Here is a 21,723-nt window from a genome sequence, read left to right as displayed (position 1 = left end):
GAGCCTGTAAATTATTTTGTGTAAGTTCCATTTTTTATAAATGATCTTTTAATCGATCATCGAACTGAATCGTAAACCAATTCATTGCTAAACGCCAATTTTGAATTGGCATCGTCCATTTCTTCGCAGCATTTGATGTTGCTAAGTAAATGACCTTCTTTACTGAGTCATCAGATGAAAAGATTTTCCTTTTCTTCGTTGAATGGCGTATTACGCTATTCAACGACTCAATCGCATTTGTTGTATAAATTGCATGACGTATTTCGGCTGGATAGCTAAAGATCGTTCGGATATTTTCCCAATTGGCCCGCCAGGATTCTCCAATTTTGGGATACTGGTGATTCCATTGATCACAGAAGATGTCTAGGGATTTTAAAGCATTTTCCTCTGTACTTGCCTGATAAATCGCTTTCAGACCCGACGTAACAGCTTTGTAGTCTTTCCAGCTTACAAATCTCAGGCTATTGCGTACAACATGCACGATACACAGTTGAATATCAGTATGAGGGTAAACAGAGGCTATCGCGTCAGGGAAGCCTTTTAATCCATCTACACAGGCAACAAGAATGTCCTGTACTCCTCGATTTTTTAGCTCTGTCATGACTGACAGCCAGAATTTGGCACCTTCTGTCTGAGCAATCCACATACCCAGTAATTCTTTTTGCCCATCCATATTGATGCCTAAAGCAAGGTATACGGACTTGTTAATCACATTGGAGTGCTGACGGACTTTGACAACAATACAGTCAAGATAGACAACAGGATAAAGGCTATCTAAGGCTCTATTTTGCCACTCAGTCACTTGCTCAATCACAGCATCGGTAACTTTGCTGATGAGAGATGCTGACACATCGGCATCGTACATTTCTTTGAAGAAGGCTACAATTTCCCTATTAGTCATTCCTTTTGCATACAGTGAGAGGATTTGGTCATCCATACTGGTGATGCGTGTTTGGTGCTTTTTGATAATTTGTGGCTCAAATGAACCTTCTCGATCACGGGGAATATCTAAAGCCAGTTGTCCATCTTGAGTTGTAATGGTTTTAGAACTAAACCCATTACGGCTATTTGAGCCTTTCTTGGGCTGATGCTTTTCATAACCGAGATGGTCTGAAAGTTCAGTATTGAGTGCAGTTTCAATCATGAATTTTTTAAAGACTGCTGTCATTTGGTTTAAGTCTTCTGGTGTTTTTAGACCTTTAGCCAATTCGGCAGCCATACTTTTGATTGTTGCTTCATCCATGTGAAGTACCTTTTGTAATTATCCTCTGAAGGATAAATGAAAATTAAGTACTTACACAAAATTTAGAACAGTCCCTTTTTTGGCTTTGACGAGCGTTGTGTAATAACCGTCCGCTACTGCTAATTCATTATCTTTAATTGCAGCTTTCACATATTGGGCCGTCTCGCCTTCAAGAAGTTTTCCTTTCTTTTCCTCTTCCCAAGTTGGGCAGTCAGCCACGACCATAAATCGCATCTTTTTACCCAAACGAATATCTGGATGAACCTGTCCAGCAAGGTCGCAACCGTTACATTGCTTGCAATCGCGCATATGCTCGACCAACGAAGCTCGCAGGAATGGCTCTGAGGTATCTGTGTATCTATCTGCTTTTACAGAATCAATAATTAATCCTGGTAATAGCCTCATTTGATCCTTTCGTCGTGAGAGGTCTTTCGCTGAAGGCTCACTAGGTTCAATGCTTGCAAACGCCCCAATTGCTCTGAGATTTTCAACGATTGTTTTATTCACTTTCGAGTTTGGTTGAGATGCTGCTTTCTCGAACTCGTCAAAGCTATCAAAACGTTTTTTTGGTGGAACTGAACCATCAGGACCATAGATCGGTGTGGTTTCACCTGTCTTTCTCGACTTCTTGTAGCGAACGACTTTCCAAGCCCGATTCTTCTCTCTCAATTTCACAATCGCTTTGGCAATCGTTTCTGAAATACCTTTAACTGCATTGAAAGGCGCCAAGATTTCAGTATTGGATTTAATCTTATAACGATCGGCTGAATAATTAATATCAGGAGGAAGAATCTCAATGCCGCATTCACGCGCATCTTTCACAAGTCCAGTGAGCTTATCTTCTGTATCAACCACGCTGAGACTTGCGGCAAAGTATTCAGCAGGGTAATGAACGCGAATATATGCGCACCAAACCGAAATGATTGAATACTCGACCGAGTGAGACTTGTTAAAGCCATATCCGGCAAACGCTTCGATCTTGTCAAAGATTTCACCTGCGAAATCTGGCTCTACACCTGATTTGGCTACTGCGCCGTCTACGAACTTTTGACGCATTTCGGCCATTTTGTCTTTGTCTTTCTTACCCATTGCTTTACGCAAACTGTCTGCTTCTGCATTGGTAAAGCCAGCAAAGTCGACCGACACTTTCATTACCTGTTCTTGATAGATAATGACCCCTAAAGTGTCTTTCAAAGCATCGATCATGTTTGGATGATCATACTCAACGTTTTTCAATCCTTGTCTAACGGCCACATAGTCATCAAGCAGTCCTGAATCCATCGGACCAGGGCGATAAAGAGCGGTTGCTGCGGAAATATCCTCAAAGGTCATCGAACCACTTTTGGCGATTTCCCTTAAAAGGTTTTTCATCCCCTTACTTTCAAACTGGAAAACACCTGTCGTTTCGCCCTTGGCAAATGCATCAAATGTTTTTGGGTCGTCTAGGGGAATAGACAGCAAATCAATCTCTTTGCCATGACGGTCCTTGATATATTCGCAAGCAATGTTTAATACATCTAAGGTGGCAAGACCGAGCAAGTCCATCTTGATCAATCCCCAATCCTCAACTACACGCTTGTCCCAATTGACGACTGGTGACTTTCCTCTAGTCTCGAGCACGGCTCGATTAACGATAGGTTCGCCTGCAACAACAATACCTGCCGCATGTTGGCCAAACGATTTCATTGTGCCTGCAAGCTTAGTTGCATGCTTCCAGATAACAGGATGTTCATTGCGGAACTTGTCTAGCTCAGGCACAGCGTCCGCAGAAGTATTCAGGTCAAGTGACGTTCCATGTTCTTTAAGCACAAGCTTGGTCGCACTTAATTGCATGTTGTTCAAACCGCTGATACGACCTGTATCACGTAGGGCTGAGGCTGAAGCTAGTGTTGAATAGTTCGAGATACCAGCGACATAATCTTCACCATATTTTTCAACAAGGTAATCAATCACCTTGTAGCGACCGCTTGAAGCGAAGTCCAGATCGGCATCAGGCAAGTCAAGACGTTCAGGATTGATGAAACGTTCGAAGATCAATCCAAAACGTATAGGATCAACGTCCGTGATCCCAAGCAGATAAGCGACTAATGAACCTCCAACAGAACCTCGCCCAGGGCCTACAATCACGCCGTTGTTTTTAGACCACATCACCAAGTCTTCAACGAGCAGGAAGTAGGACTCAAAGCCCATCTTTTTTAATATTGAAAGCTCATAGCCTAAGCGAGATTTATATACTGTATCTAATTCAGCTTTCGTTGGCTTATATCCAAGAATCTCTTTAGAAAAGCGTTTCTTCCAGCCTTCCAAGCATTTCGCGCATAGTGTTTTAAATTCGTCAGTGCTTAGCTTAGGTAGGGAAACTGGCTGCTTCTCAAAAATATATTGGCATTTGTCCACCAGCTCAGAAATATTCTTTAGACCTTCTTTCCAAGCTTCCGCTGAATTGACGCGCTCATATTTAGCCATACGCTGAATAGCAGCTTTTGTATGGTCTAAAATGAATTTTGGCTCTTTAAAACCAAAATCTTTTACGTATTGAATAGGACGATAGTGCAAATCAAGTTGGGTATTGGTTGCGATAGCGCTCAATACATCCAAAGTGTCCGCATCTTCATTCTCAAGATAGTTAAAAGGATAAGTGACGACGGTTTTAATTTTTTCGCGTTCATACGCCAAATAGCCTAAGTAGTTTAAGCGGTCGAACAATGGCGTATTGATCGGACTAAATTCAATATATAAATCATCACCAAATCTCGCTTTTAATACATTTAAAATTCTTTCGTGATCAGGGTGACTAAACAGACCGTACATATCACCAGTTGTTACGACCACATCTTCCAATTTGCATAGAGCATCCAGATCAGTACGGCTGTGGTATAGTAATATTGCTCTTTAGAGTTTGCGTCTGTAAGAAGTTTGAATAAGCCTTTAATGCCTTTTTCGCTTTTTATGTAGACTTTTGGGCAGAACATCAAGTTGCGTTTTTCAGCAATACCAGATGAGGCAGGGGGCTTACGATATTTAGAATCGTCATATACACGCAAACGACAACCAAACACCGGTTTGATATTGGCTTTGGTGGCTTTGTTCGAAAAATCTACCAATGCATGTAAGGACATGTCATCAACGATTGCGACCGATGAATAGCCTAAGCCTTTTGCAGCTTCGACAATTTTGTCTACCGTTAATAATGATTTTCCTATCGAAAAGTCAGATTGCACTGACATTGCGTGGTTTAACATAGAGAATCCTATACAACTAATCTCTTACAGCTATTAAATTAAAAATCATTTGGAAATTAACAATTTGGAAGACTCTTCTTTCGCAATCCCAAAACAGGTCAAAAGAACAAAAGCTAACGACACATGGCTTTGTGCAGTGTTTTCTTTCCAGTTGAGTTCTTCCATAAACGCTTTTTTTAGTTCACTGCGCGTATATCCACCCAAAAGAAGCTTTTCGACGGCAAGACTGAGCCAAACTGGAGTTTTTCCTTTCATGGCATTTTCGTTTTTGGCCAATCCATCCTTAATCTCGGTCACTAAACCGCTCTTAACTAAGGTCAATGCAAACGATTGAGCTTTTACAGGCAGCTTCACGATTAATTCCTGCTGTTCCGGTGTAGGCTCAAAAAAGACTTTCTCTACCTTGGTTGCTCGTTCAACGAGAGTCGGTTTCTTTGGTTGGATCCCACCCGAAGAAAGACTTTTGGCTGCATTCATTTCTTCACGTAAGGCTCTGCGTTTAGCTTCTTGCGCCATCCGAGCTTTTTCATGCTGTTTGAGTAAATCGTTTACATTAACAACCTGCTTGATCGCGTTAAGCGTTTCATATGATTTCTGCTCACAAGCCTCAAATGCCGGGCATCGTTGGCAATATTCGCTATCACGCGAAAAACATGAGATTGAACCAAAACAACCAAAAGCCTTTGCTTCAATAAAATCTATTCTTTCGTTTTCGTTTGATTTCATTTAAAACGCTCTCTTTTGCGCTATATACGCTTTTAAAGTGTTGAAATGATTTAGACAGCAACTCGCGTAACGGCTTCTTCAACTTCTTTCACAGCGTCACGAATGAATCGTTTTTCTTTGTTTGTTTCGGCTGTTTTCATGATGCAATTAGCCACAAAACTTAGATTCAATTTGCGACGTCTTGGTCCCCGCGATTCATTTTTCTCAGGCGTATTGAGGGAAAGCTGATATTTGGCTTCTTGTGCCAACAACTCTCTTTCAATGAAATCAGGCGGATTTAAGGTGAATTTGAGTAAAATTTTTGCGAACGGTGAAAGCTGCTGCATTTCTTCTGTAAGAGTCTGCATCAACTCATATGGGCCTAAAATATTTTGGCTCTGGTGATCAACAAAAACGTCATAATCACAGTCATCTTCACCATCACCCATACGATGCAAAATGTCGGACTCGTATTCCGTTCTGTTATCGCCCAAATGGTATTTTTTCAGTAATCTCGATACCATGTTGAGGCAAGCAGTAGTTAAATAAGTCGTTAATTTGCCTTTGCTTTCATCCCAAGTCTGAATCGATACCACGAAAACTTCACAGAAAATGGCATACAGCTCTTCAACGTCAATGCAATAGCCGACTGAGGTAAGTCGGCTAATATTCCGGTGTGCCAAATGACGAAGAAGCTTGTCATGATCTCTGAAAAGCTGATCTTGATTTCTTACCATAGCCCACCCCCAAAAAGTGTCCGAATTAACCGAACACTCGTTGAGCCAAGTCTTCCGCAACTTGCTGATCGACTTGAGTGAGCTTGTTAGTAAACGGCAATTTGAGACCGTGCTTGTAATCGTTACGACGCAAGCCAATCATTGCTGCGTTGATTAATGAACGTGGTGAGATGGTGTCGCTGATCTTAGAGTTTGCATATTGCTCGCGTACCAAGTTTGCATAATCCACTAACTTGTCAGCATCCTCTGCGCATAAACCTACACGTTTCTGGATAATCAAGGACTCATCTTCTTTCTTCATGTAGCTCTTATAGATCACTGAGCCAAAACGGTCGTAGTTCGCTGAGTTCTGTAAGTTAGTACCCTGATAAAGACCAGTTTCATCACCTGAACCGTTCGTGTTACCTGTTGCAGCAAAACGGAAGTTTGGATGTGGTTTGATGACACGGTTAGCTGCATCTGCTTCTTTGATATATAAAGGTTTACCTTCTAGTACAGCTTGATATACAAATAAAACGTTTGGTTGCGCGAAATCATATTCGTCAGCCAAATACATCCAGCCATGCTTCATCGCTAAAGCTAATGGCCCAAGCTCAAAGATGGTTTCACCATTTTTAACCGTCCACATACCTACAATGTGAGATTCTTCTGTATTTGAAGTGTGCTGAATACGAACAAGAGGACGGCCAGTTCGAGCTGCGATCTGGTCAAACATTTCTGATTTACCAGCACCTTTGTGTCCCCACACGTAAGGGTTGATGTTTAGCTCCAATGCAATCATGACATCCTTCAGCTCGTTCACGTTCCATACATACGTATCATTAATTTCTGGAATCATTTCCGGGAAGGCAGAGTTCTCAATGCATGAGATTGGAATCGGTTTACCTGAACCACTAAGCGCGCTTTTACCTTTCAGATCAAAGATTTCATGAAATGGTTTAGACACCACAATATCGTTTGGTTTTGCCTCGTTATTAGTAAGCGCTAACTTTACATTGTGGTTATTAGTAGACACTGTTGTTTCTTCCTTAGATGTTGAAGTATCTGTTGCTTTTTCTTGTTGCGCCTTTGCCAACTCTGCTTCTTTAGCTCTTTTCAGTTCAGCCTGTTCTTGCATCTTTTTCTGCGCTAAAGGCGACAATAAAGGGCTATCTGGATACTGTTTCTTGTACTCTTCATACGTAGTTTCAGGATGTTTTTCTTTTAAATGCTTAGCAATTACGTGAGTTTTTCCACCACAGATTTCACAGATAATAGGATCGTTAGACATTTATAAGCTCCAAAAACGGATTCGATCATTTATGAAAAAGTATCACTAACTGATATTGAAAGTTTATAAGATTGCATCATAAAAATAAATTAAGTGCTTACTAATATTTTATAATACCCAAATGATGCAATCTCCACCCAAATTCTACGCTAACAACATACTGCGTAAACGCGAGATTACTAGGCTAGGTAATTGCTCAACGTCATGAATCACCACATGTTTGTCATAGAATCTACGAACAGAATCATCTTCAATTCCAATACCAATGACGTCTACCTTGCTCTTCTCGATTTTCTTCACCACTTCTTTTAAGTGATATTCCAGATCTCGACTGTTACCTCCACCCGCAGGTGAGCCATCAGAAAGCACCATCATGATTTTACCTGCTTCCTTACGCCCCATTAGACGACGTGCAGCAATTTCTACACATTCACCATCAATGTTACTCGCCATTAAACCTGAGTGAGGAAGCCATCCAAATCGACGTTTTGTTTCAGTATTAATGCGCTCGTTGTAGCCTTTAATGACAGGCATATAAAGGTTTTCATAGCGTGAATAACTAACGCCATATTTTTTTTCTGCTTCACGAATTTGCTTTAAACGCTTGTGGTAAGTGGCTGAGTCTGTATGAGTAGTAAAGCAGATCACTTCATGAGGAATCTTGAGACGATCCAGAACATTTGATAGTGCGTAACTCGCAGCAGCGGCAGTATGGATTTTAGAACCGCACATTGAACCTGACATATCGACGACCAAGCTCACAGCAACGTCTTTGGTTTTTGATTCAACGCGCTTACGAAAAATTCGACAATCACCAGTTGAAGCCAGTCGTGCTAAAGATGAACTGTTTAATTTTCCTTGTTTTAATCCATTTTCCCATACAGATTTACTTCGTGCCTGAATTGCCCGCTCCATATCTTTCTGCATAGGACCAACCATTGAAGCTACCTTGTCTTCAAGACGTTTAAACATCTTGTCATCGTAATGAAGTTTAGGAACTTCAAGCGGTTCAATGACATCACCTTCATTGGTAAATACTGCGTATTTAGATTTTTTAACGTCCGCTGCTGTGCGTTGTGCAATCTTCTTGCTTAGTTGCTCACTGTAGTTGTTTTTGGTGTCTTTTAACGAGTCCAGAATTGCAGCCACAAATTCACTACGAGGAGGGGCACTCTTCTTATCGTCACTTTCTAGTGAATGCTTAACTGCATTAGGCCGTTGTTTAGCTTTTCCACCACTACCGCCTTCGCCTTCTTCATCTTCGCCCTCATCGGCACCAACAGCTCCACCTAGAGAACCACCTTCATCATCATCTTCTTCATTCTCATCTTTGCTATTGCCTACACCAGCGCTTTTACCTGGCGATTTTGGCACTGGTAAGCTGTCGCTATCTTCATCATGCTCGCTGTCAGGGAGTTCTGGCAATTCAGGCTCATCTTTCAGTACCTTATAGATACGCTGAGCCAAATCCATTGTGTCTTTTGTGGACTTTAATTTTTCAATCTCTGGCTTAAAAGGAGTAAGCATGTCCCACACAGGTTTAATATGCTTCATTTTGTCTTTTAAGTAATGTTCAAAGACTTCCTGACCACTTAACGCACGTAACATTGGCAACATTAAATGTTGCGTAATTTCTTCATCAGAAGCTTTTTCCTTTACAAGTTTTTGGTATTTATCGTCAATCAATTCATCAATGAAAAATTGGCTCGCATTTTTCATATTGATATTTGAACCGCGATATTTTTCAGCCATGCAACGTTCTACACGCGCTTCTTCTAACAATGAAGTTAAAGTCTTTACCTCTTCAGATCCTTTTAGCTTGAGAGAAAAATCGGTAAAAAGATACTTCGCTACCTCTTGATCAAGAAAACCTTGAACCGCATCAATCAGCGAATCTGGTGAATTGTCCGGAAGATATGGAAGGTTAATTCGCACAGGTTTGCCTGTCTTTGGATCCTTATGCACACCTGCCTCAATGCCTTCTTGTGTTACTGCAATATCAGAGTTAGTCAGTGCTTGGGTAACGACAACAATTGCTTGTCTTAAAATATGTATGCGCTCATTCATTTAAAAATCTCAATCTGAAAAAGTCATTATTGGATGTCTATATACAGACCTGACAGTATATTAACAAGTGCTTACTAATATTAAAAAGCATTATAAAAATATTTATTGAAAAATAAAGAGTGAAATTGGGGAGATTTTGAGTTTTAATAGAGGGTTTATTTTGACCGTGGCCAGCATCAAACCTTGGACACTAACCACAGAGAAGGGTCAAGTGAGGGATTTTTAATTATTTAGGTAGACTCATAAGACTATATAGCTAAGTTTAATAAACAAATTTTCGCCAAGTGCATTGTTAATCACAAGGAAATCACCGCATTCCTCATTTTTTTCCTTTAATTACATTAATTTGATTTCCCTCAAAGATCAGTTCAGAACCCTGCTCTGCCAAGAAATCTGCTACGGTTTCAGGCGTAATAACTTCAACACTTTTCGACATTTTTTACTCCTATACTCTAACTATCATACTTTTTTGACAAATAATTGGCTTGAATGAGGCTTATACTTCCTCTTGGTATCAGTCGATACGTTGTCATTATAGTATGATTGTCTGCATCAGCTAACAAATTGCCTGTACTTAAAATGAGCATCTACTCACCTATAGTCTGACCATTAGTTTAACCCAAAAATAAGAAAATATTAATCAATGCTTACTTACTAAATTTTTCCGTTAATTGTGACCGATGTCATGTTATCCAATCCTATACAAATCTGTACTTTTCTTGAACTTGGGTAAATCAGCACTTACTGATATACTTTACCTAAACCGCAAATATTTTAAGTCTATAATGTTGTATCGAGGATACATTCCGACATTATGACTTTATATCTATTAAGAATATTCTAAGGAAAACGTTACTATGAAATCAGCAGCTACTAACACCAAACGCAAACTAACTGTCGCCCAATATCTCGACGCTCAACTAAATGCATCGGATCTGAATCAGTCGCAATTGGCAGAGATTATGGGTATCAATCAAAACATGGTTAGCTTCATTGTTCGTGGTAAAAGCAAATTGCCTCTTGAACGTGTGCGCGCTATGGCTGAAGCTTTAAAAATCGATGCTAAAGACCTCTTCATGCGCTGCCTAGAGGAATACATGCCTCATCTGCTTGAAGAAATGGAAGCCATGATTGAGCAACCTCTTATTACTGATGCAGAATCGAATTTAATTAAACAAATTCGCGAAGCAAATGATGGCCATAATTTTGAGTTTTTCACTAACCCTAGACAGAAAGAAGCTTTTGATGCTTTCCTAGAAACACTTAAAGTCAACTAATCTGTTTTTATTCTTACTGCCCGATCAAGTTCGGGCTTTTTGCTATTCATACCCTTTAAATTACTGTTTTTAAATTTTTCTTTCATAGCTCCTCCTAAACTTGAAAACGTTACAAAATCAAGATTGTTATAGATTACCAATTTAAATCAAACTTTGAAATACCACTCTTAATAGAAAAGTACGTATACGACAGGATATGACGCCCTGCCTTTTTGCACCCCCAAAAAATATAATAAAATGTATCTTTTATTACATTTTTTATTTTTCGACATGTGGTAGACTGTTTTTATATCCTTTCCGTTTTTGGAAAAATGTAATAAAAAATTATTTGGTCGATTTATGGCAAGAACAACAACTGGAAAAGCCCCATATGTGTCAGAAGATGATCTTGAGATTACTTTAGCCACTCAAACGGGCGTAAATGCATTACGGAACAAATGTGTTTTGTATTTCTCACACTTCCTTGGGCTTCGCGCTAAAGAATTATCAATGTTAAAGGTCGGCGATGTTTACGACGTGAAGAAGGGCAAGCTGAAGGATATTATTCGATTGCTCGGTAATATTACTAAAGGCAACCGCTACCGTGAGGTATTCCTAGTCAATCCAATCGCTAGATCACTGGTAGAAGAATACATAACAAAAGAAAGACCAAAGGATCCCGACGCACCTTTATTTTTATCGCAGAAGGGCGGTCCATTCTCACCAAATAGCATGGTGACCATGATTAATAACTGTTATAAGAAGGCTGGTATTCAAGCAACCAGCCATTCCGGTCGACGTTCCTTTGCCACAAGGCTAATAAGAAAGGGCGGTGATATTTATTCAATTCAACAATTGATGGGGCATAGCTCAATCCTGACCACGCAAAAATATTTTGCATCGGATCCGGAATTGCTCCGCCAAGTTGCTGAAAAGTTAAATTAAAATTTCAAAAATCTAGTTTTGTGCAGCAGGCTTTGGATTTCAAAGTCTGCATATAGATAGGTTGCAGTCTCACCATTATCTAGGTAGTCATCCATTCGCTGCTCAAAATCTTTTTGGTTATAGAATTTTAATTCATTAATATCAAAGTGGTTTTTATCAAATTCAACGGCAACGGCTTCGTTTTCATTCATGAGCTCCAGAACCTTATTGGCACCTTGAATGCCGCCAAGCATATCAATTTCACTCTTTGCTAATTTAAATTCCTGATCATCCAACTCATCAGCAATCTTGTTTGCTTCTTCTAATGTTTTGGCACTCGTTGCATCAAAGAACACAACTTCACCATTTGCATTCTGAATCCAAGTACCTATTTCAAAAGTTCCATCTTCTAATTGTCTGATTTGATTCTGCATTTTAAGCCTATGAATTTATATGTAAGCAATTAGAACTATTAAACATTTTGTTTTAGTTAAATACAATCTAATTTTTAAATTAATAATCTATATAGATTTCTATATAGATTTCTACATAGCAATGAATACAAGTTTATACATTGTTATCTAGCGCATTTACTATTACACTACGATTTTCGCCAACGTTTATGTTGAGGATTTAATGAAATTATTGATCGCCAATTCAAAAGGTGGCGTCGGCAAAACAACTACGGCTACCAATTTGGCTGCATGGATTGCCAATAATGAAAAACAAGACGTAGCTCTTGTCGACCTTGACGCCAATAAAAATTCGGTTAAATGGGGTATTTATCGTCAAGCCCAAACTTTCATAGAAAAGACCGGCTCAATCAAAACTTATCATTTGTTTGGTCAACCAGAAATTGACAAAGTCATTCCAAAAATTGAAAGTGAAACACCTAACGTAATTCTCGATTGCGGTGGTTATGACTCTTCTGGCTTCCGTGAAGCGCTGCTTTGTTCCGATGCCATTCTTATTCCAACTCGCCCTAACCAAGCTGACGTAGAATCAACTGGGGAAATTTTGGAATTAATTGAAGAAGCAAATAATATCCGTGTAAATGAAAGGGACCTCGATCCACTTCATGTCTACATCTATATCACTCAAGTCCCGACAAATGCACGTATCACAGCTTTAGACGATGCGCGTAATGCGTTTAAAGAAGTTGAAGATTTTGCAAAAGTTCTCGATTCCGTAAATTACGACCGTATTGCATATTCAAGAGCTTATGGCATGGGTCTGGGTGTTATTGAGTTAAATATTGGTGCCTCTAAGGCAGCAGAAGAAGTAAATGCATTGGCTGAGGAGTTGTTCAAATGAGTGGACGTGGTGGATTATCATTAGGCAAAGCTGCAAAAGTACAAGCTGAAAATTCAAATGCATCCGATTTTACAAAGAGTGCTCCAGTACAAACTGCCACAGCAACGCCAGAAGCTAATGAAAAACCTGTAGACCTTGATAAGCTTGATGAACTATCAGGATTAAGCAAACCTAAAGAGAAAAAGGACCGTGAAGCGCCTTGGCGTCAGGGCATTAATATTGCTCCTGAAGACTTGAAATTAATTCAACGTCCTTTTAACAACAATATTAGCCAAGAAATGTACCTTCGTTTGAACTGGCTTAAATCTATCAGCTCCATTGGCATGGGTTCTAACAAGACCACTTTTACAACCATGCTCAATGAAGCTTTAGAAGAATATACGGCTCGTCGAATCAAAAAACTCGGCGACAATTATGACGTCTGACCAAGAAATTCAAACCATTCGTCATAAATAATATTCTCGTATTTTAGGGCAAGCAGTTTGAAGTCAAAACCAAAGGCTTCAAACACAGCTTGCTCTAAATTTTTGAGCTTTTCATGCTCCTTTTCCTCATTTGATTCCCAAAATAAATAGTTTGTTTTGATACTCACAGGGCAATTTTTAATAATTTCTCTCGCTAGTTTTGAGTTTCTAGCTGCCACATTGGCTTGTCTAACTTCCAAGTTTGTCACTTCATCAAGGCTTAATCCTGATTCTAATGAGAACAACACAGCCTTTCTTTCAACTTCCTTCAGCTTCAATAAACCAGCAATTAGGTTGCTCACCGTAATGGAATGATCTTTTTTTAATTTAAATCGAGCAATTTTTACCGAGTTGATTTGGCGGTTATAAATAGCGTCGTTGATCTGACTAACCGCGTATTCAATTTCCTTATCAATTTGACTTTCTTCATTTTTAAACTTGAATTTAGCAATTACGGCGTTTAATTGATAATTTGTAATTCTTTCAATGTGAGTGGTCCATAATTTCGTAGTTGCCAAATCGCTATTTTTAAGTGCAGGCAAAACACCAGGAACAGATTTTAGTAGCATAAAAAAACTCCGAAATTATTGAAATTATCGGAGCATTCTATTTTAGGAAATTTTAATTGTTCATCAAAATGCTTAGGCTATTTTATCTAAATGTCCTGCACGGCGCACATGATCTAAAATCGGCTCTAAGGCATCTTCAATCGTTTCATCATTCTGGATCAACATATCGTACTGGTTGATTTCGTTTATCCAATGAGATTCGACCTGAATCATGACTTCTAAACGTTCCGCAAGTTTCTGATCTGCTCGAACAATTAAACGTTGTAGACGGCTTTTAATATCAGCGTCGACAAAAACCCCAAGATATTTAATTTCATTTGCTTTCAGATAACGCTTAATCTTCTTATATCCATTTGGGTCGACAATAATTATGGCATTTCGATCATCTGGCAAGGTTTTGAAATTATCAATCGTTACGCCATATTCATAATTACCATGTTTATTTGTCTCAAGGAACTGATCAGCCTTTTTCAGTGCATCAAACTCTGTTTGAGTAATAAAGTGGTAGTGCAAACCATCAACCTCACCTTCCCGTTTCGGCCGTGATGTTGTGGTAACAATACGATTAAACCCATATTTCTCGGTCAGCGCGTCAGCAATGGTTGTTTTGCCGCTGCACGTTGTTCCAGATAACAATACAAACATCGTCATACCTCATAAGAAGAGGCGGTAGAACCGCCCCAATTAATCCCGATCAATACACTTCCAACCTTGGAAACTTCCGCTTGAATAAGGGATGCAATCTGTAAATGCATAGTAATCATATTGGAAACCAATCTTACGCGATTTCTTCTGTGTAGATGAAGAAGAAACAGGCATCGGTTTAGCAGGCGTTGTAACAGGCTTCACAGAACGAATCGTACTAGGTTTTGTCACAGTCTTAACTGGACTAGAACGAAAACTTGTAGTGGTCGGAGCGCGTGTGGACGAGCTGCTGTAAGACCGCGCAAAAGATGTCGAAGGACGAGCTGAGGATACAGACGCTGCTCTCGCTACCACCGCTGCATTCGCTTTAGCTCCGCCAATGCAAAAATACCCGATAACTGTAAGAATAATGGCAAATCCAATAGTTGCGATAATTTCCCATTGTTCAGTAGAAGGACGTAAAGCTTTTTGACGATGTAGTTTTTTAGCTTTAGATAACATCAATATATACTCCATATTTATGCTGTCGCTGTATTGTCAATCACCACCGCTTCACTTTCTGCCAGCTTCTTGGCAGCTTCGATAGCGTTTTTGAATTGCTCTTCAATACGTTTTAAATCATCAGCTTCCGTTTTATCGATTCGATAGCAGTCCTCAACCATACGTGGCAAATACAACGAGTAATTCTGGTTACTGTTGGATGGGCGCATAATGGCATTTGAACGTACAGTGATAATTCGACCAATCCAGTCACTAGGGTTTGCATCAACTTCGCCACGCATTTTTTCATTCTTAATGGCGACATCCACAATGACTTGACCACATGCAGATTTACAATGCAAAGCTCCTGCTCGCCCTTGGTTCTTTGAACCCACCTTACCCGGATTAATGCTCACAACCTCCAGCTCACAATCCGCATCAAGTTTTAATTTAACTTGGTGTTTACTTGTACCGTCTCTCCAGTGACCTTCTGGATGCTTGATTACCAGTCCCTCTTTGCCCTGCATAAGTACATTAAAAAAGTGATCGTAAGTCTCGCCCAATGAGTGAACAACATGCGTATCAATAAGCCGCACATACTTAGGCTTAAACTTGGCCAGCATCGATTTAATCAGTGCAATACGACGTTTATATGCTGCTTCAAATTTTCCTTTTGACTTAACAGAACTAAGTGGAATGAAGTCCCAAATCATATAGATCGGTTTTTCATTTTCAGCGAATGAGCCACCCTTAGTGACCGAATTCAAGATGCCATTTCCAACCTTGCGTGGCAGGACGACACCATCACGCTCGACAAGTAGTTCGCCATGATATTGGACATCTTTGATCAGCATATCCATTTCCGCAGTAAGGTCGGAAAAATGCTCCATAGGTAACGGCGTGCCCTGACGTGAGGACAAGAAGAACTTATCTTCTAAATTGGTCCCGTTGGCAAACATGCCATCAGCTTTTTCTTGCAAATAAATGCCATCTTTCCACGGCCATGCCTTCAGCTTTACTTCACTAGGCAATGAACAGCGTTGGTATGGAAATACAGGAATCAAATCAGGCACGACTTTGTTGATCGTTGCATCACTAAAACCTGCACGTAAATCTTTTCTTAAAATTCGAATTAGAAGCTCGCCTGACTTCTCTGATAATTGAGCCAGTTGGCTACGCAGCGCTTCGCGCGCTGCATTGCCTGTTAGTTCACGGTTATTAAGCTTAGATAGGAACTCAAGGGTATCAACCTCATCAAACATTAATTCCCCTGTTCCTGCATCTTCTGCTTTTGGCAAAATTCCAAAGACAATAAACGGGTCATATGCCAAACGCAGAACTTCTCTGAACAACCCCTTTTCTGCTTCAAAATCCATGAGTAAAGCTAGTTTTTCATTTTTTGAGCTTTCAGATGCAATTTGGTTTAAAGCCTCTAGTAACTGATCGCTATTCATTGCTACACCTTATTACTGCTTTGCAAATGAAGGAATAAATGAATCTTTAAATGGGGAATCGCCTTCTTTGGATTTCAGCATTTCGCTTTTAGCGTTTTTAATCACTTCTCTAACATGGGCTTGATGAGCTTTAAATACTTCTTCGCCGAAATGCTCTTTTGCAGCTTGCAGAAAGACCGCTAGCCAATGATTGGTAAAATCACGAAGCATGTGACCTAGATCAAGCAAATATTCATCTTCTGATTTTTGAGCCAATAATTGTGCATATTCCTGAATTGATTCTGTGCCGGTATTCACGACTAATGCTGCTTGAACCTGTGCAACCACACCCATAATGGCTCTCATGTAAACTTCAAGCTGTTGTGGACCATTAACGTGAGCTTTTACAAACTCTTCGGTTAAATCCTGAATCTTGCGCATGTGATCAGGAAGCAAGGTCATGAAGCGTAATTCCTCGGCATCTACATTCGAGTCTTTTAATGCCTTGATTAAAGCTTCTAATAAATCTTCTGCGTTGCTCATAATTTTTCCTGTGTGTTTGCTTTGAAACGGTTAGCAATTTCTAAAAGCGATAATCCGCTCTCGATACTTGGTACAGTTAAGCTCTCACTCTCGATATATAAGTTAGCGCTTACTTTATTTTCTTGTTGCGATTCTACATGAACATCTTTGGTATTCAAACTATTTTTCTTTAGTTTAGTATTGATTGCATCACTTAATGAATAATTACCCTTTGAATTAACTGGAATTTCTTTTTCTGGTTTTTCACCATTAATATTAGTAAGTTCTAACTTATAATCAAATTTAGAAGAAATAGAAATTCCTTGTTTAGCCAGCCGCTTCCCAACTTGTTTTCGCATTTCTGAACGATCAATGTAATAGAGAGGCTTACCTGCCTCAATTTCACGTTCACGCATTTCGGCAGCTTCACAGTGATGTCTATGGATAGCGACTACACAAACTGCATCCACCTCGCGTTCATTTCCCTCCTGAACATTATGGATGCGCTTTAGGCATGCGGCATAATTAGGACGGTTGCCAGTATGAGGGCAAAAATCGCAGTAATAGGCATTTGTTCCGCTTCTGGATAATTCCAAATCGAGTTCAGGAAGAGTTTTAGTTACCATGATCCTTGTACTCCTTTATAGGCAGCATACTCATCTGTATCAAGAATTAATTCGCTCAGTTCGCTTCTGATAGGTCCAAAATAATTTTGAAAAATTGACTTGATCTCAGCTTCTCGCCCTTTGTCAAAAATATTGGATGCTTCGCGACCGAAAATTGATTGAGCATATTCAATTGGATTAATCGAATCCGAATTGGTAGACAATTCATCAACTAGATTACGTACAGCAGCCTTACTTAAATTCTTTACCCTTTCTGCTACTGTTGAGTAAGAAAGTCCTCCGTATTTTTCAAGAATTTCGACCGTTCGGTGATAACCGCCCTTGTTATCATGGTAATCAACAGCCTTGATCGCCAAGCCTAATACTTCATCTTGAGTATGCTTGTGGACAGCAAAATATTCTGTCAGCTCCAAAACCTTTTCATTCGTTGTGGTCTTTGTCACCATAAACCGACAATGTGGAACCCCAATAATTACTCTGTTCATTACCATGACCCCAAAACTTCACCATAAAATTCTTGTCGTTGTGCCATGAGCTGAGCCGCTTTACGCTCTTCCTCTTCTTGTTTTCGTTGCCGTTCTTCCTCTGTTTCATATCTGAATGTAAATTTGTACATGTCATCAACTGGAATCCCGAACGTTTGGGACAAGGTTTCTAAATATTGTTCAAAACCCTTTTCGGTAATCGCTGATGCGAAAGGCGCTCTAATGGCATTAATCGGAGAGTCGAGAGTCAAGTAAGTAATAAAATCATGGAAATTATCAAATTCATGCAGGATTTCGCTTTCACGTAAATCGCTATATTCACCTGCTTTACCTTTCGCTTTTAGTGTTTTATTAAATTCGGTATCAAGTGTTTCACCCTTACCTTCTGAATGGTGTTTGACTTGAGCCGTTTGATTTACCGCTGAGCCATAAATTTTGAATAATTGCGTGTTGCGTTTAGCTCCGTCCTGTACAGATAACAAGAACATCGAATAATATTTTGTCCCACTCGTATGCAATGAGTAGGCACTTCTGACCACAATTTTTAAACTCATAGTAAAAGCACCTTGAAAACTTCAACAATATTTTAAAAACAATGATTTGGAATCAAATACGATTCAGACTTTACCCATATACTTAATGCGTAAACTTACTGCGCTAATTGGCGTAATTGGTATCGCTTTTCGATACGCTGTGCGAACGATTTCAGGGTCGACTTCATTGGGGTCACATCCAGCAGGCAACGTGGCCAACCTTGCCTTTATGCCAAAGCTATTTATCTTTAAACATGCATCGATCGCAGACAGAATTGCGGCAGGCTCTCCATCCCACATAATTGTCACGCACTCCAATCCCTCATCTTTGAGCTTTAGTAATTCAGCCATTTGCGATTCATCACCACCTACCGAAAGATGCTTACCAAATGACGCGACAACTCCAACATTGCAAAGGAACTCGTCTTCCTTGAAGGCTTGATATATCGCCATAGCGTCAAAAGCGCCCTCTCCCATGACGATTTCAACGTAACCTAGGGCATTATGGCCGTTATATAGGTAAGTGCCCGTAGACGCGAAACCAGGAGGAAATAGATACTTCTTTTCAGCCTTTCCTGTAATATCCCGACCCTGAAAAGACACAAGCTTGCCTTCAAGGTCCCTGACAGGAATGATGATTCTCATGCTGTAGTTTTGGTATTGCTTTTCACCCGTTGGACCTATGTATGCAAACCAACCCTTTTGACAGAATTTCAGTCCAAATTCACGACACGTATCGAGCGTTATATTTCGATCTTTCAGGTACTTTAGGTTCTGACCCATGATCGGCAAGTCATAGGCTTTTGGAAGCTTTAGATCGCCAATTTTGGTTTGTGTGGGTTCACTTTTGCGCTTTGGCTGCCAGCCCTGCTCCTGAGCAATTGCTTTAACATGCTCGACAATCTCTTTATTGCTTAGGCTATTACCACCTATACCAGCCTTAATAAACTTCCATTTCGAGAATTTGGTTTCGCAATCACCATGAAAGCAGTTACCCAAACCCGTATCCTGATTCAGATAGACTTTCCAGCTTGAGTTACCACATACCGGACATTCCTTAACATTCAACTGGATTCCGTTTTTTCCGCGAGTTACTTTGTATTCAAACCCTTCGCGGTTAAGCCAATACTCCATATCAATGCGGTCTAATATCTCCGCTAAACTTTCTTGATCTCTCATATTGCAAAATCGCATTAGATAAAATTAGCGCTTATTTATACTAGCACAAAGTTATAAATAAGCGCTTACTATAATAATGGGTTAAATTTATTCGACGCTAATCACTTCTTCCAAGAACCTCATCATGGACACATTCTGCTTAATCACCACAGTAACCCCCATCTCTTGGTTACGAGAAGCTGCAAAGTACAATCGAGCCTGACCTTTCGCTCTCTCTTCCTCTGTAATGTTGATGGAGATTGCAACGTCAGCGGTCCTGATTTTGTTAAAGTCCTCAGCTACGTGCTCTGCCTTGGCTACCGTTGACTTAAAGCCCTCACGGTTGGTCTGAGTAGCTGTCAGTAACGCCACATTCTCTTCAAAAGCAATCGCGCGTAAATCAACATAGATAGCTCTTGAGTTCTCTTTTGGGTCATTTGTACGAATATCTGGACGCATCAAATCTGCATAGTCCACAATGATCATATCGAACTTGATTGGCGGTCTTATCGTTCCATCAGGGTTCCGCCCAGGATTCTTATACCTATCAATTAACGCTCTTAGCTGTGACGGAGAAAATGTACCGGAACCAAATTCATGAATAATAAATTTGCCCGCCGTCTTGGCTACCGTCTCGACCGCAGTTGCAACACTTGCAGCCTTCGACGCCAATTCTTTCATGATCACTTTTGAAATAGAGGCATCTAAACGGTCTGCAATAATGTCTTTACCAACTTCTAGCGTTACATATAGAACGTTGTATTTAGCAAAGCTTGCGATACGGCCAAAGTGAATAAGCGCTTGCGTCTTACCTGCTTTTGCACCGCCCATTAATAGAGACAGCTCCTTGCGTCCCCAACCTCTGTGATAGAGCAGATCATCAAGTTCTTTACAGCCAGTAGTAATGCCTGTCGGAGGTACTTTGCCTGTCAGCTTCTCGATACGTGCCAGCTTACGATTCAACGCCTGAGCGAAGAAGTCATAACCAACACCCTCTTCATTCAATCCGACCGCAATAGCTTCCTTGATACGCGCTTCAATCTTGGCGTAATTACCTGCCTCAAGATCAGGAACAGAATTAACAATCGCATTGGATACCGCCTGTTTTCGCGCGAACTCAACAACCTTTTCTTCAACGAAAGCCTTGTCAGTGACATAGATGCCAATTAATTTCTTCCTTGCTTCCACAATTGCCGCTAATGTTTCTCGCTTATAAACTTTAGAAGCAGCTTTATCCTTGATAATTTGGACAACAGAAGCGGGATCAGGAGAACATCCATATTTATTGAAGTGTTGGAGCGCAATATCGACCAGACATGCTTCACCCTGATTTTCGAAAAATTCTGGCTTCAGAATATGGGCGGCTCTTCTAAGAAACTCATCATCACGTAAAGTTAAAGCCGCAATTTTTGATTGAAACTCATCGTCGTAATCAAACTTTTCTTCGGTGAAGCCTTCGAGTTCTTTATCAACGACCTCTTCTTCATGAATTTCGGCCACAGCAGTAGACATATAAGATAATCCTTATAGAAAATAGATGGCTTACGTTTAAGATTTAGATTTCGACTTTCTCTCTAGCTCATCAACTAGGTCTTCAATCCCCTTAGTTGGTGAGAACTCGGAAATTTGGTGTTTAAAAAGAACACGCGCACGATAACGACCGTTTTTATCACCATTCAAATAACAACGAAGCGAGATCGTTTCTGCATCCGCAGCACGGATGTATCCACGTACAACTTCGCCGTCTGTTTTAATGACTACAATTTCCTGTTCTTGCTCTTGCAGCTTACGAACAAACTTCATGTAGCCCATTTCTTCAATTTCGCATTCGTTCGCTGGCAGCCTACGCCCATACGTTTTACGCGGCTGAAATTGAAGTTTTTGCTTTTCTTCCGTATTTAAGTAAATAGACTCCTTTGAAATTGGAGCGCTATTGCCGAACTTGTTTTGTATCGCAAGTTCTTTCTGCCATTCGCTCATTAAAACCTCGAAACATTAGTAATTACTATAAAAACGATATTATCAAATTATAGTAAGCGCTTATTAATAT

Annotated in this window: 21 protein-coding genes and 1 pseudogene; 4 read left to right on the top strand and 18 right to left on the bottom strand. The window is 40.0% G+C overall.

Annotated features, from left to right (window positions below):
* Positions 1-34: 34 nt before the first annotated feature.
* From MKL62_RS14780 to MKL62_RS14750, 6 genes and pseudogenes are all read right to left on the bottom strand, one after another.
* A complete protein-coding gene (locus tag MKL62_RS14780) occupies positions 35-1,243 on the bottom strand; it encodes an IS256-like element ISAba26 family transposase (RefSeq protein ID WP_000343018.1) in 1,209 nt (402 codons plus the stop codon).
* A 51-nt stretch (positions 1,244-1,294) separates the two neighbouring features.
* Positions 1,295-4,485 (bottom strand): annotated as a pseudogene (dnaE, locus tag MKL62_RS14775) (DNA polymerase III subunit alpha).
* Between the two features lie 45 nt (positions 4,486-4,530).
* Complete coding sequence (locus MKL62_RS14765; protein ID WP_000840050.1) at positions 4,531-5,211, bottom strand: hypothetical protein; 681 nt, start codon at positions 5,209-5,211, stop codon at positions 4,531-4,533.
* Positions 5,212-5,261: 50 nt separating this feature from the next.
* Positions 5,262-5,927, bottom strand: coding sequence for an RNA polymerase sigma factor (locus MKL62_RS14760; protein ID WP_000252085.1), 666 nt, complete (start codon positions 5,925-5,927; stop codon positions 5,262-5,264).
* Positions 5,928-5,952: 25 nt separating this feature from the next.
* The gene (locus tag MKL62_RS14755) at positions 5,953-7,197 is read right to left on the bottom strand and encodes an AAA family ATPase (RefSeq protein WP_270899789.1); all 1,245 of its coding nucleotides are present in this window, start codon (positions 7,195-7,197) and stop codon (positions 5,953-5,955) included.
* 144 nt (positions 7,198-7,341) lie between these two features.
* Positions 7,342-9,264, bottom strand: coding sequence for a cobaltochelatase CobT-related protein (locus MKL62_RS14750; protein WP_001005719.1), 1,923 nt, complete (start codon positions 9,262-9,264; stop codon positions 7,342-7,344).
* 857 nt (positions 9,265-10,121) lie between these two features.
* Here MKL62_RS14750 and MKL62_RS14745 point away from each other — a divergent pair.
* A complete protein-coding gene (locus MKL62_RS14745; protein ID WP_000833467.1) occupies positions 10,122-10,541 on the top strand; it encodes a helix-turn-helix domain-containing protein in 420 nt (139 codons plus the stop codon).
* Between the two features lie 339 nt (positions 10,542-10,880).
* Positions 10,881-11,465, top strand: a complete 585-nt coding sequence (locus tag MKL62_RS14740) for a tyrosine-type recombinase/integrase (RefSeq protein WP_000124734.1) — start codon at positions 10,881-10,883, stop codon at positions 11,463-11,465.
* Here MKL62_RS14740 and MKL62_RS14735 read toward each other — a convergent pair.
* On the bottom strand, positions 11,462-11,878 hold the full coding sequence (locus tag MKL62_RS14735; protein ID WP_001180909.1) for a hypothetical protein: 417 nt from the start codon (positions 11,876-11,878) through the stop codon (positions 11,462-11,464). The two genes, MKL62_RS14740 and MKL62_RS14735, sit on opposite strands and share 4 nt — an antisense overlap.
* 202 nt (positions 11,879-12,080) lie before the next feature.
* Here MKL62_RS14735 and MKL62_RS14730 point away from each other — a divergent pair, with 202 nt between their 5' ends.
* Together MKL62_RS14730 and MKL62_RS14725 are read left to right on the top strand one after the other, a co-directional pair.
* The gene (locus MKL62_RS14730) at positions 12,081-12,758 is read left to right on the top strand and encodes an AAA family ATPase (RefSeq protein WP_002125263.1); all 678 of its coding nucleotides are present in this window, start codon (positions 12,081-12,083) and stop codon (positions 12,756-12,758) included.
* The gene (locus MKL62_RS14725; RefSeq protein WP_002125269.1) at positions 12,755-13,183 is read left to right on the top strand and encodes a hypothetical protein; all 429 of its coding nucleotides are present in this window, start codon (positions 12,755-12,757) and stop codon (positions 13,181-13,183) included. The genes MKL62_RS14730 and MKL62_RS14725 overlap by 4 nt, the downstream gene beginning before the upstream one ends.
* Here MKL62_RS14725 and MKL62_RS14720 read toward each other — a convergent pair.
* The 11 genes from MKL62_RS14720 to MKL62_RS14670 form a co-directional block, all read right to left on the bottom strand.
* Positions 13,171-13,791, bottom strand: a complete 621-nt coding sequence (locus MKL62_RS14720) for a hypothetical protein (protein ID WP_002125265.1) — start codon at positions 13,789-13,791, stop codon at positions 13,171-13,173. The two genes, MKL62_RS14725 and MKL62_RS14720, sit on opposite strands and share 13 nt — an antisense overlap.
* 72 nt (positions 13,792-13,863) lie before the next feature.
* Entirely contained in the window at positions 13,864-14,436 is a 573-nt protein-coding gene (locus tag MKL62_RS14715; protein ID WP_002125274.1) for a guanylate kinase, read from the bottom strand.
* Positions 14,437-14,475: 39 nt separating this feature from the next.
* A complete protein-coding gene (locus tag MKL62_RS14710; RefSeq protein WP_000949172.1) occupies positions 14,476-14,937 on the bottom strand; it encodes a hypothetical protein in 462 nt (153 codons plus the stop codon).
* A gap of 17 nt (positions 14,938-14,954) precedes the next feature.
* Positions 14,955-16,370: an ATP-dependent DNA ligase gene (locus tag MKL62_RS14705; protein ID WP_004832933.1), complete on the bottom strand. Its 1,416-nt coding sequence runs from the start codon at positions 16,368-16,370 to the stop codon at positions 14,955-14,957.
* 12 nt (positions 16,371-16,382) lie between these two features.
* A complete protein-coding gene (locus MKL62_RS14700) occupies positions 16,383-16,892 on the bottom strand; it encodes a hypothetical protein (RefSeq protein WP_004832935.1) in 510 nt (169 codons plus the stop codon).
* The gene (locus tag MKL62_RS14695; RefSeq protein ID WP_002124005.1) at positions 16,889-17,497 is read right to left on the bottom strand and encodes an Asp23/Gls24 family envelope stress response protein; all 609 of its coding nucleotides are present in this window, start codon (positions 17,495-17,497) and stop codon (positions 16,889-16,891) included. Before MKL62_RS14695 ends, MKL62_RS14700 begins: the two co-directional genes overlap by 4 nt.
* Positions 17,491-17,982, bottom strand: a complete 492-nt coding sequence (locus MKL62_RS14690; RefSeq protein ID WP_004832937.1) for a hypothetical protein — start codon at positions 17,980-17,982, stop codon at positions 17,491-17,493. The genes MKL62_RS14695 and MKL62_RS14690 overlap by 7 nt, the downstream gene beginning before the upstream one ends.
* Positions 17,982-18,536 carry a hypothetical protein gene (locus MKL62_RS14685; RefSeq protein WP_004832940.1) on the bottom strand — a complete coding sequence of 185 codons (555 nt, stop codon included), beginning with the start codon at positions 18,534-18,536 and terminating at the stop codon, positions 17,982-17,984. Before MKL62_RS14685 ends, MKL62_RS14690 begins: the two co-directional genes overlap by 1 nt.
* Before the next feature lie 63 nt (positions 18,537-18,599).
* Positions 18,600-19,694 carry a hypothetical protein gene (locus MKL62_RS14680; protein ID WP_004832942.1) on the bottom strand — a complete coding sequence of 365 codons (1,095 nt, stop codon included), beginning with the start codon at positions 19,692-19,694 and terminating at the stop codon, positions 18,600-18,602.
* Between the two features lie 87 nt (positions 19,695-19,781).
* Positions 19,782-21,185 carry a DnaB-like helicase C-terminal domain-containing protein gene (locus tag MKL62_RS14675; RefSeq protein WP_000102026.1) on the bottom strand — a complete coding sequence of 468 codons (1,404 nt, stop codon included), beginning with the start codon at positions 21,183-21,185 and terminating at the stop codon, positions 19,782-19,784.
* Between the two features lie 36 nt (positions 21,186-21,221).
* Positions 21,222-21,653, bottom strand: a complete 432-nt coding sequence (locus tag MKL62_RS14670) for a hypothetical protein (protein ID WP_000005905.1) — start codon at positions 21,651-21,653, stop codon at positions 21,222-21,224.
* Positions 21,654-21,723 lie beyond the last annotated feature (70 nt).

The organism is Acinetobacter sp. AOR01_HL, assembly GCF_027855455.1.
Lineage (GTDB): Bacteria > Pseudomonadota > Gammaproteobacteria > Pseudomonadales > Moraxellaceae > Acinetobacter > Acinetobacter baumannii.
Note: the sequence above shows the minus strand (reverse complement) of the source record. Positions and strands in the feature narration are given on the sequence as shown.

Excerpts from the sequence above, each read along its gene's own strand:
- MKL62_RS14780 (WP_000343018.1), bottom strand. The coding sequence starts at position 1,243 with ATGGATGAAGCAACAATCAAAAGTATGGCTGCCGAATTGGCTAAAGGT.
- MKL62_RS14765 (WP_000840050.1), bottom strand. The coding sequence starts at position 5,211 with ATGAAATCAAACGAAAACGAAAGAATAGATTTTATTGAAGCAAAGGCT.
- MKL62_RS14760 (WP_000252085.1), bottom strand. The coding sequence starts at position 5,927 with ATGGTAAGAAATCAAGATCAGCTTTTCAGAGATCATGACAAGCTTCTT.
- MKL62_RS14755 (WP_270899789.1), bottom strand. The coding sequence starts at position 7,197 with ATGTCTAACGATCCTATTATCTGTGAAATCTGTGGTGGAAAAACTCAC.
- MKL62_RS14750 (WP_001005719.1), bottom strand. The coding sequence starts at position 9,264 with ATGAATGAGCGCATACATATTTTAAGACAAGCAATTGTTGTCGTTACC.
- MKL62_RS14745 (WP_000833467.1), top strand. The coding sequence starts at position 10,122 with ATGAAATCAGCAGCTACTAACACCAAACGCAAACTAACTGTCGCCCAA.
- MKL62_RS14740 (WP_000124734.1), top strand. The coding sequence starts at position 10,881 with ATGGCAAGAACAACAACTGGAAAAGCCCCATATGTGTCAGAAGATGAT.
- MKL62_RS14735 (WP_001180909.1), bottom strand. The coding sequence starts at position 11,878 with ATGCAGAATCAAATCAGACAATTAGAAGATGGAACTTTTGAAATAGGT.
- MKL62_RS14730 (WP_002125263.1), top strand. The coding sequence starts at position 12,081 with ATGAAATTATTGATCGCCAATTCAAAAGGTGGCGTCGGCAAAACAACT.
- MKL62_RS14725 (WP_002125269.1), top strand. The coding sequence starts at position 12,755 with ATGAGTGGACGTGGTGGATTATCATTAGGCAAAGCTGCAAAAGTACAA.
- MKL62_RS14720 (WP_002125265.1), bottom strand. The coding sequence starts at position 13,791 with ATGCTACTAAAATCTGTTCCTGGTGTTTTGCCTGCACTTAAAAATAGC.
- MKL62_RS14715 (WP_002125274.1), bottom strand. The coding sequence starts at position 14,436 with ATGTTTGTATTGTTATCTGGAACAACGTGCAGCGGCAAAACAACCATT.
- MKL62_RS14710 (WP_000949172.1), bottom strand. The coding sequence starts at position 14,937 with ATGTTATCTAAAGCTAAAAAACTACATCGTCAAAAAGCTTTACGTCCT.
- MKL62_RS14705 (WP_004832933.1), bottom strand. The coding sequence starts at position 16,370 with ATGAATAGCGATCAGTTACTAGAGGCTTTAAACCAAATTGCATCTGAA.
- MKL62_RS14700 (WP_004832935.1), bottom strand. The coding sequence starts at position 16,892 with ATGAGCAACGCAGAAGATTTATTAGAAGCTTTAATCAAGGCATTAAAA.
- MKL62_RS14695 (WP_002124005.1), bottom strand. The coding sequence starts at position 17,497 with ATGGTAACTAAAACTCTTCCTGAACTCGATTTGGAATTATCCAGAAGC.
- MKL62_RS14690 (WP_004832937.1), bottom strand. The coding sequence starts at position 17,982 with ATGAACAGAGTAATTATTGGGGTTCCACATTGTCGGTTTATGGTGACA.
- MKL62_RS14685 (WP_004832940.1), bottom strand. The coding sequence starts at position 18,536 with ATGAGTTTAAAAATTGTGGTCAGAAGTGCCTACTCATTGCATACGAGT.
- MKL62_RS14680 (WP_004832942.1), bottom strand. The coding sequence starts at position 19,694 with ATGAGAGATCAAGAAAGTTTAGCGGAGATATTAGACCGCATTGATATG.
- MKL62_RS14675 (WP_000102026.1), bottom strand. The coding sequence starts at position 21,185 with ATGTCTACTGCTGTGGCCGAAATTCATGAAGAAGAGGTCGTTGATAAA.
- MKL62_RS14670 (WP_000005905.1), bottom strand. The coding sequence starts at position 21,653 with ATGAGCGAATGGCAGAAAGAACTTGCGATACAAAACAAGTTCGGCAAT.